The 12,487-nt window shown below is 70.1% G+C and carries 16 protein-coding genes; 5 read left to right on the forward strand and 11 right to left on the reverse strand.

Going from position 1 to position 12,487, the window contains the following annotated elements:
• Positions 1–96 precede the first annotated feature (96 nt).
• Genes UG56_RS20435 through serA form a run of 3 tightly spaced genes read right to left on the reverse strand, consistent with a single transcriptional unit; the run spans position 97 to position 3,213 of the window.
• The gene (locus UG56_RS20435; protein WP_045547838.1) at positions 97–1,341 is read right to left on the reverse strand and encodes an MFS transporter; all 1,245 of its coding nucleotides are present in this window, start codon (positions 1,339–1,341) and stop codon (positions 97–99) included.
• Between the two features lie 40 nt (positions 1,342–1,381).
• Positions 1,382–1,999 carry an HD domain-containing protein gene (locus tag UG56_RS20440; protein WP_045547839.1) on the reverse strand — a complete coding sequence of 206 codons (618 nt, stop codon included), beginning with the start codon at positions 1,997–1,999 and terminating at the stop codon, positions 1,382–1,384.
• 17 nt (positions 2,000–2,016) lie between these two features.
• Complete coding sequence (gene serA, locus UG56_RS20445) at positions 2,017–3,213, reverse strand: phosphoglycerate dehydrogenase (RefSeq protein WP_045547840.1); 1,197 nt, start codon at positions 3,211–3,213, stop codon at positions 2,017–2,019.
• Between the two features lie 188 nt (positions 3,214–3,401).
• Here serA and UG56_RS20450 point away from each other — a divergent pair, with 188 nt between their 5' ends.
• Positions 3,402–4,790 carry a nucleobase:cation symporter-2 family protein gene (locus UG56_RS20450; protein WP_143055129.1) on the forward strand — a complete coding sequence of 463 codons (1,389 nt, stop codon included), beginning with the start codon at positions 3,402–3,404 and terminating at the stop codon, positions 4,788–4,790.
• On the opposite strand, the gene UG56_RS28025 is transcribed toward UG56_RS20450, so the two are convergent.
• The 6 genes from UG56_RS28025 to UG56_RS20480 all read right to left on the reverse strand — a co-directional run bounded on the left by UG56_RS28025 (position 4,778) and on the right by UG56_RS20480 (position 8,717).
• Entirely contained in the window at positions 4,778–5,623 is an 846-nt protein-coding gene (locus UG56_RS28025) for a L,D-transpeptidase family protein (RefSeq protein WP_045547852.1), read from the reverse strand. The genes UG56_RS20450 and UG56_RS28025 overlap by 13 nt on opposite strands.
• Before the next feature lie 121 nt (positions 5,624–5,744).
• Complete coding sequence (locus UG56_RS20460) at positions 5,745–6,401, reverse strand: exonuclease domain-containing protein (protein ID WP_177191520.1); 657 nt, start codon at positions 6,399–6,401, stop codon at positions 5,745–5,747.
• 145 nt (positions 6,402–6,546) lie between these two features.
• Positions 6,547–6,909 (reverse strand): hypothetical protein, encoded by a 363-nt coding sequence (locus UG56_RS20465; RefSeq protein WP_052693323.1) that lies wholly within the window; start codon positions 6,907–6,909, stop codon positions 6,547–6,549.
• 82 nt (positions 6,910–6,991) lie between these two features.
• Positions 6,992–7,375: a VOC family protein gene (locus UG56_RS20470; protein WP_045547841.1), complete on the reverse strand. Its 384-nt coding sequence runs from the start codon at positions 7,373–7,375 to the stop codon at positions 6,992–6,994.
• Between the two features lie 50 nt (positions 7,376–7,425).
• A complete protein-coding gene (locus UG56_RS20475; protein ID WP_045547842.1) occupies positions 7,426–7,722 on the reverse strand; it encodes a DUF2087 domain-containing protein in 297 nt (98 codons plus the stop codon).
• Positions 7,719–8,717: a TIGR01777 family oxidoreductase gene (locus UG56_RS20480; RefSeq protein WP_045547843.1), complete on the reverse strand. Its 999-nt coding sequence runs from the start codon at positions 8,715–8,717 to the stop codon at positions 7,719–7,721. The genes UG56_RS20475 and UG56_RS20480 overlap by 4 nt, the downstream gene beginning before the upstream one ends.
• A 91-nt stretch (positions 8,718–8,808) precedes the next feature.
• Here UG56_RS20480 and UG56_RS20485 point away from each other — a divergent pair, with 91 nt between their 5' ends.
• Together UG56_RS20485 and UG56_RS20490 are read left to right on the forward strand one after the other, a co-directional pair.
• Positions 8,809–9,420: a hypothetical protein gene (locus UG56_RS20485; RefSeq protein WP_143055131.1), complete on the forward strand. Its 612-nt coding sequence runs from the start codon at positions 8,809–8,811 to the stop codon at positions 9,418–9,420.
• Entirely contained in the window at positions 9,417–10,040 is a 624-nt protein-coding gene (locus UG56_RS20490) for a TetR/AcrR family transcriptional regulator (RefSeq protein WP_045547845.1), read from the forward strand. Before UG56_RS20485 ends, UG56_RS20490 begins: the two co-directional genes overlap by 4 nt.
• A 12-nt stretch (positions 10,041–10,052) precedes the next feature.
• Here the strand turns inward: UG56_RS20490 and UG56_RS20495 are convergent, their stop codons facing one another.
• Together UG56_RS20495 and UG56_RS20500 are read right to left on the reverse strand one after the other, a co-directional pair.
• On the reverse strand, positions 10,053–10,973 hold the full coding sequence (locus tag UG56_RS20495) for a phosphotransferase (RefSeq protein ID WP_052693325.1): 921 nt from the start codon (positions 10,971–10,973) through the stop codon (positions 10,053–10,055).
• Positions 10,974–11,009: 36 nt separating this feature from the next.
• Positions 11,010–11,306, reverse strand: coding sequence for a DUF1905 domain-containing protein (locus UG56_RS20500; protein ID WP_045547846.1), 297 nt, complete (start codon positions 11,304–11,306; stop codon positions 11,010–11,012).
• Between the two features lie 61 nt (positions 11,307–11,367).
• On the opposite strand from UG56_RS20500, the gene UG56_RS20505 reads away from it, so the two are divergent.
• Together UG56_RS20505 and UG56_RS20510 are read left to right on the forward strand one after the other, a co-directional pair.
• Positions 11,368–11,829 (forward strand): pyridoxamine 5'-phosphate oxidase family protein, encoded by a 462-nt coding sequence (locus UG56_RS20505; protein ID WP_045547847.1) that lies wholly within the window; start codon positions 11,368–11,370, stop codon positions 11,827–11,829.
• The gene (locus UG56_RS20510) at positions 11,819–12,469 is read left to right on the forward strand and encodes a hypothetical protein (protein WP_052693327.1); all 651 of its coding nucleotides are present in this window, start codon (positions 11,819–11,821) and stop codon (positions 12,467–12,469) included. The genes UG56_RS20505 and UG56_RS20510 overlap by 11 nt, the downstream gene beginning before the upstream one ends.
• Positions 12,470–12,487 lie beyond the last annotated feature (18 nt).

Below are 12,487 nucleotides of genomic sequence, written 5' to 3' on the forward strand. Positions count from 1 at the left end.
GAGACGACCGGAGCGAGGTCGAGCGGCGAGCTTGCTCGTCCGCTCGCGCCGAGCGAGGGAGTAACCGCGCGAAGCGCGGAGGTGGCACCGCGGTGACTACTCGGCCGACGCCGGCGACCTCTCGCCCGGCGGGAGCGACGCCTCGGCGGGGGTGGACATCCGCCGGACGGCGAGCCAGATGGCCGCCGCGATGAGCAGGCCGAGGCCGCCGCCGAGGACGAAGCCGCCCTCCCAGCCGATCAGGTCGATGGCGAACCCGGCGGTCGGGGCGCCGAGGGCACTGCCCAGGGTGATGGCGGAGCCGTGCCAGCCCATCACCTCGCCGCGTACGGTCGAGGGGACCCGGCTGGTGATCGCCTCGAGTGCGGCGGTGAGGGTCGGGGCGCAGAAGAAGCCGCTGAGCAGGAGCAGGGCGGCGAACGAGATCGGGCCCCAGGCGAACGCGGTGAGGACAGTCGTCGCGCCCAGCAGCACCAGCATGACCGCGGCTGGGGGATGGCGGTTGAGGGCGCCGTAGACGAGCGCGCCCAGCAGGGAGCCGAGCGCCCAGATCGCCATCACGAGCCCGAGGAGGGCGGTGCGGTCGAAGTCGCGCATCGCGGCCACGGTGCCGAGGTCCTCGGCGATCAGGATGAGCGAGGCGGTGAAGGTGCCGGCCAGGAGGAGTACGACGCCCGGGTTCACCCACGACGGAAGTGCGAACCGACGCCTCGGAGCACCGGAGTCACTGGGGACCGCGTCGCTCGGTACGGTCGGCTCTCCCTCGGTGATCATCGGGTTGAGGAGCCAGAGGGTGATGGCTGCCGCGATCCCGAGCCACTGGATCACCAGCATCGCCCAGGAGGTGCCGAGGTAGCTGGCGCTGAGCACGCCGACCACCGGCCCGGCCATGAAGGCCAGCTCGGTCATGATCGCGTCGGCGCTCAGCGCCGCGGTGCGTTGCGTGGGCTCGACCGAACGGAGCACGACCTGGCGCACGATCGACCAGGACGGCACGGTGAACAGACCGGCGACGGCGATCAGCCCGATCAGCGGAAGGTAGCCGACCCAGGGCGCGATCGACCAGGTGATCGGGAGGACGGCCAGCGGCAGCAGGAGCGTACGCCGCAGGCCGAGGCGGTCGAGGAGCCGGCCGAGCCAGGGCCCGGAGATCGCCATCGCGATCGCGAGGACGGTCGAGACCAGGCCGGCCTCGGCGTAGGAGCGGTCCAGCGGGCCGACCACGTGCAGGGTCACGATGACAGAGGACGCCGGCATCGGGATCCGCAGGAACAGACCCAGCACGAGGATGCGGCGAACGTCAGGAATCCGCCACAGGTCGGCGTACGTCTGGAAGCTCACCGCCAGATTCTGTCACCGGTGAGCCGTCTGTTACGAATTGTTATCGGTCAGGTGACAGGTATGTGTTCAGGGTCTCCATCTCGGCCGAGATGTTGGCCCGCGCGGCGGCCTCCCAGCTGATCCTCGCGAAGGGGGTGGAGAAGAGCGACTCCTTCTCCAGCAGCCGCTCCAGGACCTGGGCGCGGCCGGCGCGGAACTCCTCGTCGGAGAGGTGCTGGTACTCCTCGCGGACGGTCGCGACGTACTCCGCGTACCGCTCCGCCGGCGCCGCCAGGATCGCCAGGTCGGCGTCGGAGAGCACCCGGCCGCCGTGGTCGTCGGGGGCTGGGTCGTGGGTCTCGGTCAGCCGCACCAGGCGGGCGACCTCGGCCACCACGTCGGCGTCCAGGTGGGCGCTCAACGCGTCCTCGGCCCACGCGGCAGAACGCTCCTCGGCGTCGCGCTCCCCGTCGTAGACGGAGTCGTGGAAGAAGGCCGCCAGGACGACCGTCAGCGCGTCGAAGCGCTCCCCCTCCTCCCGCAGCTCCTCGATCCGCTCCAGCACCTCGGTGAGGTGCCGGCGGTCGTGGTAGCGGCGGGTCGGCTCGTCGTACGCTGCCAGAACGTCACCGAGAAGGTCGGTCGCGTCGGGCAGCGGCCAATGTCGGGGGAGGTCCATGGACCAGAACGCTAGCGTCAGGCGTGGTAGACGCGCACCCACCGGGTGTGCGGGTTGCCCGCGATCTTCTCCAAGGTCGTCGGCGGCACGCTGGTCGCGTCCGTGACCACGAAGCCGGTCTCGCCGGCGGTGGCCAGGTATTGACCGGTCACGTTGACGCCCTCGGAGGCGAGCAGGTTGTTGAGCTCGGCGAGCACGCCCGGGACGCTGTCGTGGAGCAGCGCGAGGCGCGCGCCCTCACCCAGCGGCGGCGGCTGGACGGCGGGCAGGTTGACGCTCAGCGCGGTCGACCCGGCCTGGATGAAGTCGCGCAGCTTGCCGGAGACGAACCAGCCGATCTCCTCCTGCGCCTCCTGCGTCGAACCGCCGACGTGCGGGGTCAGGATGACGTTGTCGAGACCCTGCAGCGGGCTCTCGAAGGCGTCGCCCTGGGCCTTGGGCTCGATCGGGAAGACGTCGAGCGCGGCGCCGGCGATGTGGCCCGACTCGATGTGCTTGCGCAGCGCGTCGTTGTCGACCAGGAAGCCGCGCGCGGCGTTGATGAACAGCGAGCGCGGCTTCATCTTCGCGAACTGCTCCTCGCCGAACATGCCCAGGTTGCCCGGGCGCCCGTCGATGTGGATGGAGACCACGTCGGCCTCCTCCAGGAGCGCGTCGAGGGACTTCATCCGGCGCGCGTTGCCGTGGGCCAGCCGGTCGGCGATGTCGTAGAAGATGACGTAGAAGCCCAGGGCCTCGGCGACGTTGGACAGCTGGGTGCCGATATTGCCGTAGCCGATGATGCCGAGCGTGCGGCCGCGGACCTCGTGGGAGCCCTTCGCGGACTTGTCCCAGATGCCGGCGTGCATCTTCTCGGTCTTCTCCGGCAGCCGTCGCGCCAGGGAGATGATGTAGCCGATGACCAGCTCGACGACCGAGCGGGTGTTGGAGTAGGGGGCGTTGAAGACGGCGACGCCGCGCTCGGCGGCGGCGACCAGGTCGACCTGGTTGGTGCCGATGCAGAAGCACCCGATCGCCTTGAGGTCGGGTGCGGCGTCCAGCACCCGCGGGGTGATGTGGGTGTTGGAGCGGATGCCGAGCAGCGTCACCCCCGGCAGGGCCTCGACCAGCTCGTCCTCGGAGAGGGACTTGCTCCGCAGCTCGACCTCGAAGCCGGCCTTCTCGAGGTTCTCGACAGCGACGGGATGGATGTTCTCCAGGAGCAGCGCCTTCATGGCTCAAGGGTAGGCCGTGGCCGGGCCTGCTCGGAATCGCCGCCGCAGTCCGGACAACGAGCAATGAAACGTCTGTTCCAGCCTTGAAACATCTGTGCAATCCGGTCGACGGGAACTCGAAATCGATGGCAGGCATCCTGATCGTCCCCACGAGCCGGTGACGGGTGCCGGCAGCGCAAGGAGGCGGCATGTCCCTCATCGACACGTTCCGGGCCGGCAGGAAGGGCGGGCATCCGGTCGACGACGTACCGCCGCTGGCACAGCTGGTGCCGCTCGGCCTCCAGCACGTGCTGGCGATGTACGCCGGTGCGGTGGCCGTGCCGCTGATCGTCGGTGGCGCGATGGTCGGTGCCGGCCAGCTCGAGCGGGGCGACATCGTGCACCTGATCATGGCCGACCTCCTGGTCGCCGGCATCGCGACGATCCTGCAGGCCGTGGGTCTGGGCCCCTTCGGCGTACGTCTCCCGCTGATGCAGGGCGTGACCTTCGCCGCGGTGGGGCCGATGATCTCGATCGGGACCGCGCACGGCATCACCGCGATCTACGGCTCGGTGATCGCCTCCGGCGTCTTCATGATCCTGGCGGCGCCCTTCTTCGGGCGGCTGATCGGGTTCTTCCCGCCGCTGGTGACCGGCACGATCATCCTCATCATCGGGGTCTCGCTGATGCGGGTCGCGGCCGGCTGGTTCGGCGGCGGCACCGCGCTCGGGCCGGGCTTCGGCGCACCCAGGGCGATCGCGCTGGCGTTCGGGACGTTGCTGATCGTGGTGCTGCTGGAGCGGTTCGCGCCGCCGGCGATCCGGCGGATCTCGGTGCTGTGCGCGCTGGTCCTCGGCACCCTGGTCGCGATCCCGCTCGGGATGGCCGACTGGTCCGGTGTCGGCGAGGCCGAATGGGTCGGCGTGGTCACGCCGTTCCAGTTCGGGATGCCCACCTTCGAGATCTCCTCGGTGATCGCGATGATCATCGTCGCCGTCGTGGTGATGACCGAGACCACCGGCGACATGATCGCGGTCGGCGAGATCGTGGACCGGCCGGTGACTCCGCGCGGCCTCGCCGACGGCCTCCGCGCCGACGGCGCCGGCACGCTCCTGGGCGGGATCATGAACACCTTCCCCTACACCGCCTTCGCGCAGAACGTGGGGCTCGTCGCGATGACCGGCGTCCGCTCCCGTCACGTCGCCACCTGTGCCGGGGTGATCCTCGTCGGCCTCGGCCTGGTGCCGAAGCTCGCGGCGGTTGTCGAGGGTGTACCTCAGCCCGTGCTCGGCGGCGCCGGGATCGCGTTGTTCGGCATGGTCGCGGCGAGCGGCATCCGGACGCTGTCGAAGGTGCGGCTCGACAACGCGAACGTCCTCGTCGTGGCGATCTCGCTCGGCGTCGCGATGCTCACCGAGGCCAAGATCTCCTACGCGGCCGACGGGACCAACGTCGTCCTCGACCTCTACGCGCGCTTCCCCGACTGGTTCCAGACCATCTTCCACTCGGGCATCTCGGCCGGTGCGATCACCGCGATCGCACTCAACCTGCTCCTCAACGGCCGGCGGACGCCACCGGACGGTCTTCAGGACCAGTAGATGACGACTCCGTCGCCGATGTTGACCTGGTCGTAGAGCGAGGTGATGGCGGCGTAGTCGCGCACGTTGACACAGCCGTGGGAGGCGCCGTTGTAGCCGTTGGCGGCGAAGTCGGGGGAGTAGTGGACCGCCTGGCCGCCGGAGAAGAACATCGCGAACGGCATCGAGGTGTGGTAGATCGTCGAGACGTGGTCACGGCTCTTGGAGAAGACCGAGAACTGGCCCTCGCGGGTGGGCAGCTCCTGCGAGCCGAACCGCACCTCGACGCTCATCCGCACCGTGCCGTCGATGACCCAGCGCAGCACCGAGGTGCTCTTGTCGATGCACATCACCCGGCCGGTCAGGCAGCGCGGGTCCAGCTTGCCCGCCGGGATCGGGGGCGGGGCGTTGGTCAGCTCGGCCTCGGTCGGCTCGCGGGTCATCGCGTGGAGCCGGTCGAGGGTGGTCTGGTCGACGAAGCCGGTGACCGCGATACCGCGCTTGGCCTGGAACCCGGAGACGGCCTCGGTGGTGACGTTGCCGTAGAACCCGGTCACGCCCGCGTTGAACCAGCCGATCTGCTTCAGGCGCGCCTGCAGGTCACGTACGTCGTCGCCGCTGTCTCCCTTGCCGAAGAGTCGCGGGCCCGAGGTGGGGGACGGCTTCGGCGTGGGCTTCGGCTTGGCGCTGGGCGTCGGTGTCGGCGTGGCGCTCGTCGACGGGCTCGCCGCTGAGGAGGAGGGGGCGGTTGAGGCGCTGGCCTCGGGAGCGGCGGCCGGCTCGGCGGCGCACGCCGCGAACGTGGTTACCAGCAGGGCGGCGAGCGCCCCCGCGATCATTCCCCGCTTGACCATCTTCATCGCCTCGCTCAAGACCAGGGCCCTTCAGGTTGAGTCGGGCCGACGACATACTGATGCCCGAACGGGGTCCTCCGGTTGCATTTCTGCGGGAGGTGTCCCGGCTGGTGGGACGATCTCAGCGAGATGGTCGCGCGAGGCGGCTGAACCAGCGGCGCACGGTCCGTTTCAGCCGGTGTCGCGCGCTGTTGCAGGCGACCAGCGGCAGCGTGAGGCCGGCCCGGTCGGCGTCGGCCAGCTCACGCAGCAGGATCTCCGCAGCCACTCGGGTGTCGTCGCCGGCGTCGTGCGCCTTCAGCTGCTCGACCGTGTAGTAGGCGGCGATCGTGGCCAGCGACTTGTCGGGCACGTCGAGGGCCAGCGCCTTCGCGAACCGCATCGTGCACAACCAGTCCAGGACCTCCAGCCGCACCCCGGCGCGGTCGGACTCCACCGCCACGAACGTCCAGTCGAACGCGGCGTTGTGGGCCACGAACACCCGGCCGGCCAGGCGCTCGGCGATCGCCGCGGCGACGTCCCGGAAGGGTGGGGCGCCGGCGAGGTCGGCACTGGTCAGGCCGTGGACCTCGACCGGTCCCGGGTCGACGCCGGCACCGGGGTTGACCAGCGTCTCCCACTCCGACTCCGCGGCGCCGTCGGCGGAGATCTGACGGATCGCCACCTGGATCACGCGGTCGCGGTAGGGGTCGAGCCCGGTCGTCTCGACGTCGAGGACCGCATAGCCCCGTCGGCTGCCCCGGGCGTCATTTCGGCCGCGTGATTCGGTGGTGGTCACGGTGCTGACGCTATCGGTGAGCACCGACATTCGAGCCTGCGTCCCCGCGACGAAGGAGCGGGGGCGCAACGCGAGAAGGTCGAGCGAGCGCAGCGGGTGAGCCTGCGAACCCGCGAAGCGGGTCGAGACACACCGTACGCGCCCGTCAGATCGTCAGTGCCACGATGCCGACGATGACGAGCAGCAGCACCACCAGAACCGCGACCAGCGCGAGCACGCCGGGCTTCTTCTGCTTGACGTGCCCGATCGCGCCCTTCTGGAACGTCGTGGCCGGCGCGGCGTAGAAGACCGGGACGGTCTGGCCCTCGGCGACGTCGAAGCTCAGCGACGCCTTGCCGAACCGCCAGGTCCACTGCGTGTACATCTCGACGTTCCAGTGGCCCGGCGGCACCGGGAAGACGTTGCGCCCGTACTGCGTCGGCATCTGGTGACCGTTGAGCAGCACCGTCGGCACGATCAGGTTCGAGGTCATGTGGCTGCCCTGGATGGTCAGGTCGATCCACCCCACGGGCGGCTGTCCGGGCACTGGCTGGCTTTGTTCCGGCATCGTCATGGGGCGAATCATGCACGACCCGCCCCGCGAACTGCGCTCAGGAGCGCTCGGCCTTGCTGCGTACGACGCAGAAGTCGTTGCCCTCGATGTCGTTCATGTGGACGAACCCGGTCCCGTCAGGCTTGCGGTGGTCGGCCACGATCGTCGCCCCGAGGCCCAGCAGGCGCTCGACCTCCTCGTCCCGGGTGCAGTCGGTCGGCCACAGGTCGAGATGCACGCGGTTCTTGACCGCCTTGGACTCCGGTACCGGGATGAAGAGCAGATGGGTCGAGCCGTCGGGCGTCATCAGATGCCACAGCGGGTCACCGGGGGTGTTGGGGTCGCTGGGGTCGTCCACGAGCCCCATCGCATCGGCCCAGAACTGGCCGATCCTTTCCTGGTCGCGACAGTCGAAGGTGATCGCATGGATCGCTGAGGTCATGGGGCAGTCCTAGTCGCAGACGTACGCCCGTCACAACGGGTTATCGGGGCTCAGACGTCGACGCTCCCGCCGTCGCGCCAGTAGTAGCCGCCCTCGCGCATCATGAAGCCCTCCTCGTAGAGGTAGCGGCGGAGCGCCGCGACGTCCTCGTGGAACCGGCGGAGGATCTCGTTGACCTCGCGCTCGGGATAGACCTTCCCGGGCTCGAAGGACTGCGCGAGCTGGTTGAGCACCACCAGCTTCTTGACGTGCTTCGACGGGATCGTGAGCAGCCGCCCGTCCTTGCCGAAGAACCGTCTCAAGGTCTCGGCGTCGTCGGGTCGGGGCTGCCAGGTCGCGCGGGTCACCCTTCCATCGTGCGCGCCGGACGCGCGCGATGCGATTGGTTTCTCCGTCGCCGTGTCCGGGCGACGAGGTCGCGGGCGGCCGCCTTCCACTCGGGGAGCGCGAACTCGAAGCCCGCCTCGAGCAGCCGTCCCGGGGCGACGCGGCGGCTCTTGAGGAGGAGCTCGGTGTCCGTACGCATCACCCAGGCGCCGATCTCGGCCATCCAGGCGGTGGCGGGCAGCCCGATCGGCATCCCCGCCTCGGTGCGCAGCGCGCGCATCAGGTCGCGCTGGGGCAGCGCCCCGGGGGCCGCCATGTTCACCGGCCCCGAGATGTCGGCGCGCTCGATGAGCAGATCGCAGGCGCGTACGAAGTCCCGCTCGTGGATCCACGAGACAAACTGCTCGCCGCCGGCGACCGGGCCGCCGAGGCCGAGACGGGCCATGGTGAGGAGTACGTCGAGGACACCGCCCCGGTCGGGGCTCATCACCATCGCCGAGCGGAGTGCCACCTTGCGGGTGTGCGGTGTCGCCGCCGCGGTCTGCTCGGCCTCCCAGCTCTTCGCGATCCTGGTGGAGAACTCCCAGTAGGCGGGGGTGTCGGGTTCGCTGCCGCCGATGATGCCGGTCGCCTCGTCGTTGGGCGCGTCGAAGCGGTGGGCGTAGATCGTCGCGGTGCTCATCTGCAGCCACGTCTTCGGTGGGTCGGTCGCCCTCGCGATCGCCTCGCCGACGACCCGGGTCGACTCGACCCGCGAGTCCATCATCTGCCTCAGGTTGGCATCGGTGTAGCGGCAGCTGACGCTCCGGCCGGCGAGGTTGACCACGACGTCCGCGCCGTCGATCTCCTCGGCCCACGGACCGATCGTCCGGCCGTCCCAGACCTGATGACGTACGCCTTCCTCCAGCTGTTCGGGGTGGCGGGAGAGCACCACGACCTCATGTCCGCGTGTGCTCCAAGCACGCCGCAGGATGCCTTCGACCTGGCCGGTTCCACCGGGGATCACGATCTTCATGGGAGCGACCCTAGAACCTATTTGAGCGATCGCTCAAGACTTGCGCTACCTTAGATTTGAGCAATCGCTCAAATCGCTTGAGGAGGCGTACGTGGCTGATCGGATGTGGTCTGTGTTCTGGGCGTTGTGCCGGTGGTGGTTCTTCGGAGTCGTGCTCGGTGTCGTCGTCGGTGGTGGCGTGGGGAGCGCGCTGGTGCCGATCGTCGGGACGCTCTTCGGAGCGTGGTACGGCGGCATCGTCGGTGCCATCGTCGGACTGGTCGCGTCAGCACTGGTCGCGCCGACCGTGCTGTTGCCGCCCTCGCCGGTCTTCGACCGGTTCTGGCCCGGCCTCGTGGGGTTCGGGATGACCTTCGCGCTGGGGTTCGCGATGTTCGCCGAGAATGAGGGGGCGGGCGTTGCGGGTGGGAACATCGGCGCCGTGCTCGTCATCGCCGGCCTCTCCGGTGCGGTGGCGGCCTGGTTCGGAGAAGCCGTGACACGCGGCGTACGGATTCCGCTCCCGCACCTGGTGATCGGAGCCGCCGCGCTCGGCCTGGTCTGCAGCATCGCGCCCGCGGTGGTGGGTCTGTCCGACGCCGGGGCGTCCGAACCGGGTGTCGTCGCCGTGATCATGCTGTTGGGGCTCGCGTGCGGAGGCATACTCGGCTCCGTGCTCATCGTCTACAACCTGCTCATCACCAAGGAGCCCGCCGCAGAATGAACCCCACCAAGGCCAAGCTGATGTCGGCGGTCACCGACCTGCTCAAGGAGGACGGGATCGCCGGTCTCTCGGCGCGGGCGGTCGCCGACCGGGCGGGGGTCAACCAGGCGCTGGTCTTCTACCACTTCGGAACCGTCATGGACCTGGTCGACCAGGCGTGCCGGGCGGCGACGGACGAGGCGGCGGCGTCCTACCGGGACGAGCTCGCCGAGGTCACGTCGCTGAGCGAGCTGCTGGCGCTCGGGCGGGTGCTTCACGAGCGTGAGCGGGCCGCGGGCAACATCACGGTGATGGCCCAGCTGCTGGCCGGTGCGCAGCGGGACAAGACGCTGGCCGAGACGGGTCGCTACGCGATGGGCCGGTGGAACGAGGAGATCGAGGCCGCGGTCGCTCGTGCGCTGGAGGGGAGCCCGGTCGAGAGTGTCGTGGACGCTCCTGGCCTGTCGCGCGCGATCAGCTCGGCGTTCGTCGGCCTGCTCATGTACGACGGTGTCGACCGCCCCGGCGCCGACGCGGCCTTCGCGTCCCTCGAGCAGCTCGGCGCGCTCGTCGAGGTCATCGAGGATCTCGGGCCGGCGGCCCGGCTCGTGCTCCGCTCGCGGCTCAAGGGTCGCGGCTAGCGCCGGCCCGTCTCAGCCGGCCAACGCGGCGCGGGCCATCACGAGGCGGTCGGCGCAGCGTACGGGCATGGTGTGCCGGTAGTAGGGGAAGGTCATCAGGGCGATGAAGAGGGCCCAGCCGCGGCTGCGGAGCCAGGTGGCGTCGTCGAGGTCGAGGAGCCGGCGGAACTCGTCGCGGCCAGAGGCGTCGAGGAGCTCCCAGGCGCAGATCAGGTCGACGGTGGGGTCGCCGACGGAGAGGGCGCCGAAGTCGAGTACGGCGGTGAGGCGGCCGTCGCGGGACAGCAGGTTCTCGGCGAGCAGGTCGCCGTGGACCCAGTGCGGTGCGGTCTCCACAGGGGGCAAGGCCATCACCTCGTCCCAGACGGTCTCGACCGCGTCCAGGTCCAGGTCGAGCTCGGCGAGGTCGCGGCACTCCTTCAGCCGAGATCGGACGTCGGCGTCGAAGCCGGCGATCGGGCTGCCGCGGTACCACCGCAGGTCGGGGTCGTCGAGCGCCTCCGGGGGCACCTCGGTGCGGCTCAGCCCGGTGACGACGCCGGCCAGGTCGGCGGCGGTGACGTCACCCGCACCGGGGCCTGGCTTCTCGCCGTCGAGCCAGCGCACCACGCTCCAGCGCTCGGGGTAGCCGAACCCCGGTTCGCCGACCGCCGCCACCTCCGGCACCGCGACCGCGAGGTTCGCCGCGAACGAGGGCAGCCGGAGGGCCTCCTGCGTGATCGTGGCTGATCCGCCGGGCTGGCAGGGGAGGCGGACGAGATGCTCATCGCCCAACCGGAAGAGCCGGTTGGTCGACCCGGTCGACTCCAGCGGACGAAGCGCAAGATCGGCGTACGCGGTGACGTCGCGCCTCAGCAGCGACCTCACCAGGTCCTCGTCGATCGTCAGCTCGTCGTCGTGCATCGGGGCGTTCATCACGGTCGAGCCAACCATGTCCGCGCCCGGCGGCGCGCATGATTTTCGTGGGTCTCAGACGAGGGTGATCGAGACGAGCGCCCGGTCGCCGACCTGGAGGTCCTCGCGGCGGCGTACGTCCTTCTTGATCGGCAGCGCATAGCCTTCCTGACCTGGGAAGACCGACGTCCTCCAGGTGGTCGTGCCGATCCTGGCCTCCACCCTCACCGACCCGAAACCGCGCGGCGGGCCGGTCGCGATCGATGCCTCTCGGATCTCCTCGGTGACCTCTGGGGGCGCGGTCACGAAGATCCAGGCGTCGGTCGCGTCCTTCCAAGGCCACAGCTCCGCCTCGAACTCCCAGGTCTCCATGCGCCCATCCTCCTCCAGAAAGCCGTAGGTCGCCCGCGCGGTCGGCGACTAGGGTGCCGCCATGGCTGACCCTCGCTCCCTCGACCAGAGACTCGCCGACACCCGCGCCCGTCTGGAGAACGACGTCGACCTGTGGATCGCCTCGGCGCACGACGCCCAGCCATGGCTGGTGCCGATCTCGTTCGTGTGGTGGCAGGGCGAGATCTGGATCGCGAGCATGGGCGGGGCGCGTACGCAGCGGAACCTCTCCGCCTCCCCGGCCGTCCGCCTGGCGCTCGGCGAGCTGCGCGACGTCGTCATCGTCGACGGTCGCGCCGAGGTCGAGCCGATGGAGCGTACGCCGAAGGAGGTGCTCGAGATCTATGCGGCCAAGCAGGGCGGGGACCCGAGCAGCTGGGCCGACAGCCTGATCCGGATCCGGCCGACCAAGGTCCAGGCGTGGCGCGAGGAGAACGAGCTCGAGGGCCGCCACCTGATGCGGAACGGCCGTTGGCTGGACGAGGGTGGGCCCGATGGGAGCTGAGCTGCCGCTGACCGAGGACACCTTCCGTGCGCTCGCCCGCTCGTCGCCGTGGCGCTTCTCCGCGCTGCACTTCACCTGGCGGACGGGGGCGGACGGTGACGTCGAGTGCTGGCTGCGCCGGCCGGGCCGGCTGCGGGTACGGGATGCCGCGGGCGAGCGCGTCGTCGACGACGAGACGACCGCGCTCCCGGAGCCGGTGCTGCGCGCCGACGGTCTCGTGGCGAGCCGGCCGCGGGCCTGCACCCACGAGATCGGCGACCCGATGTGGCAGAACTACGTCTTCGTCTCGATGCTGGACCCCGAGGAGCTCTCGGCCGACGTGGCGCTGAGCGACCTCCGTTCGGAGCCACGAGCCGGCCGGGAGACCTGGTGGGCGCGGGCGGTGCCCGGTGAGGGGTACGAGCCGCGGTGCGGCTGCTGTCCGCTGCTGTGGTCGCGGGTCAGCGACTGGTTCGAGTACGGCGACGGCGCCCCGGGGTGGGAGCCGCCGACGGGCACGGTCTACCCCGAGGCGTACGACATCGCGCTGGACGTGGCGACCGGAGTAGTCGTGCAGCTGAGCCCGGTCGGCGGCTCCCGGCCCGATCTCGGGTTCGAGACCACGATCCACGAGGCAGAAATGTCGGTGCCCTCTGCTTGAGTGATGGGTGAGGACGAC

The organism is Nocardioides luteus, from assembly GCF_000960475.2.
In the GTDB taxonomy this organism is placed as follows: domain Bacteria; phylum Actinomycetota; class Actinomycetes; order Propionibacteriales; family Nocardioidaceae; genus Nocardioides; species Nocardioides luteus_A.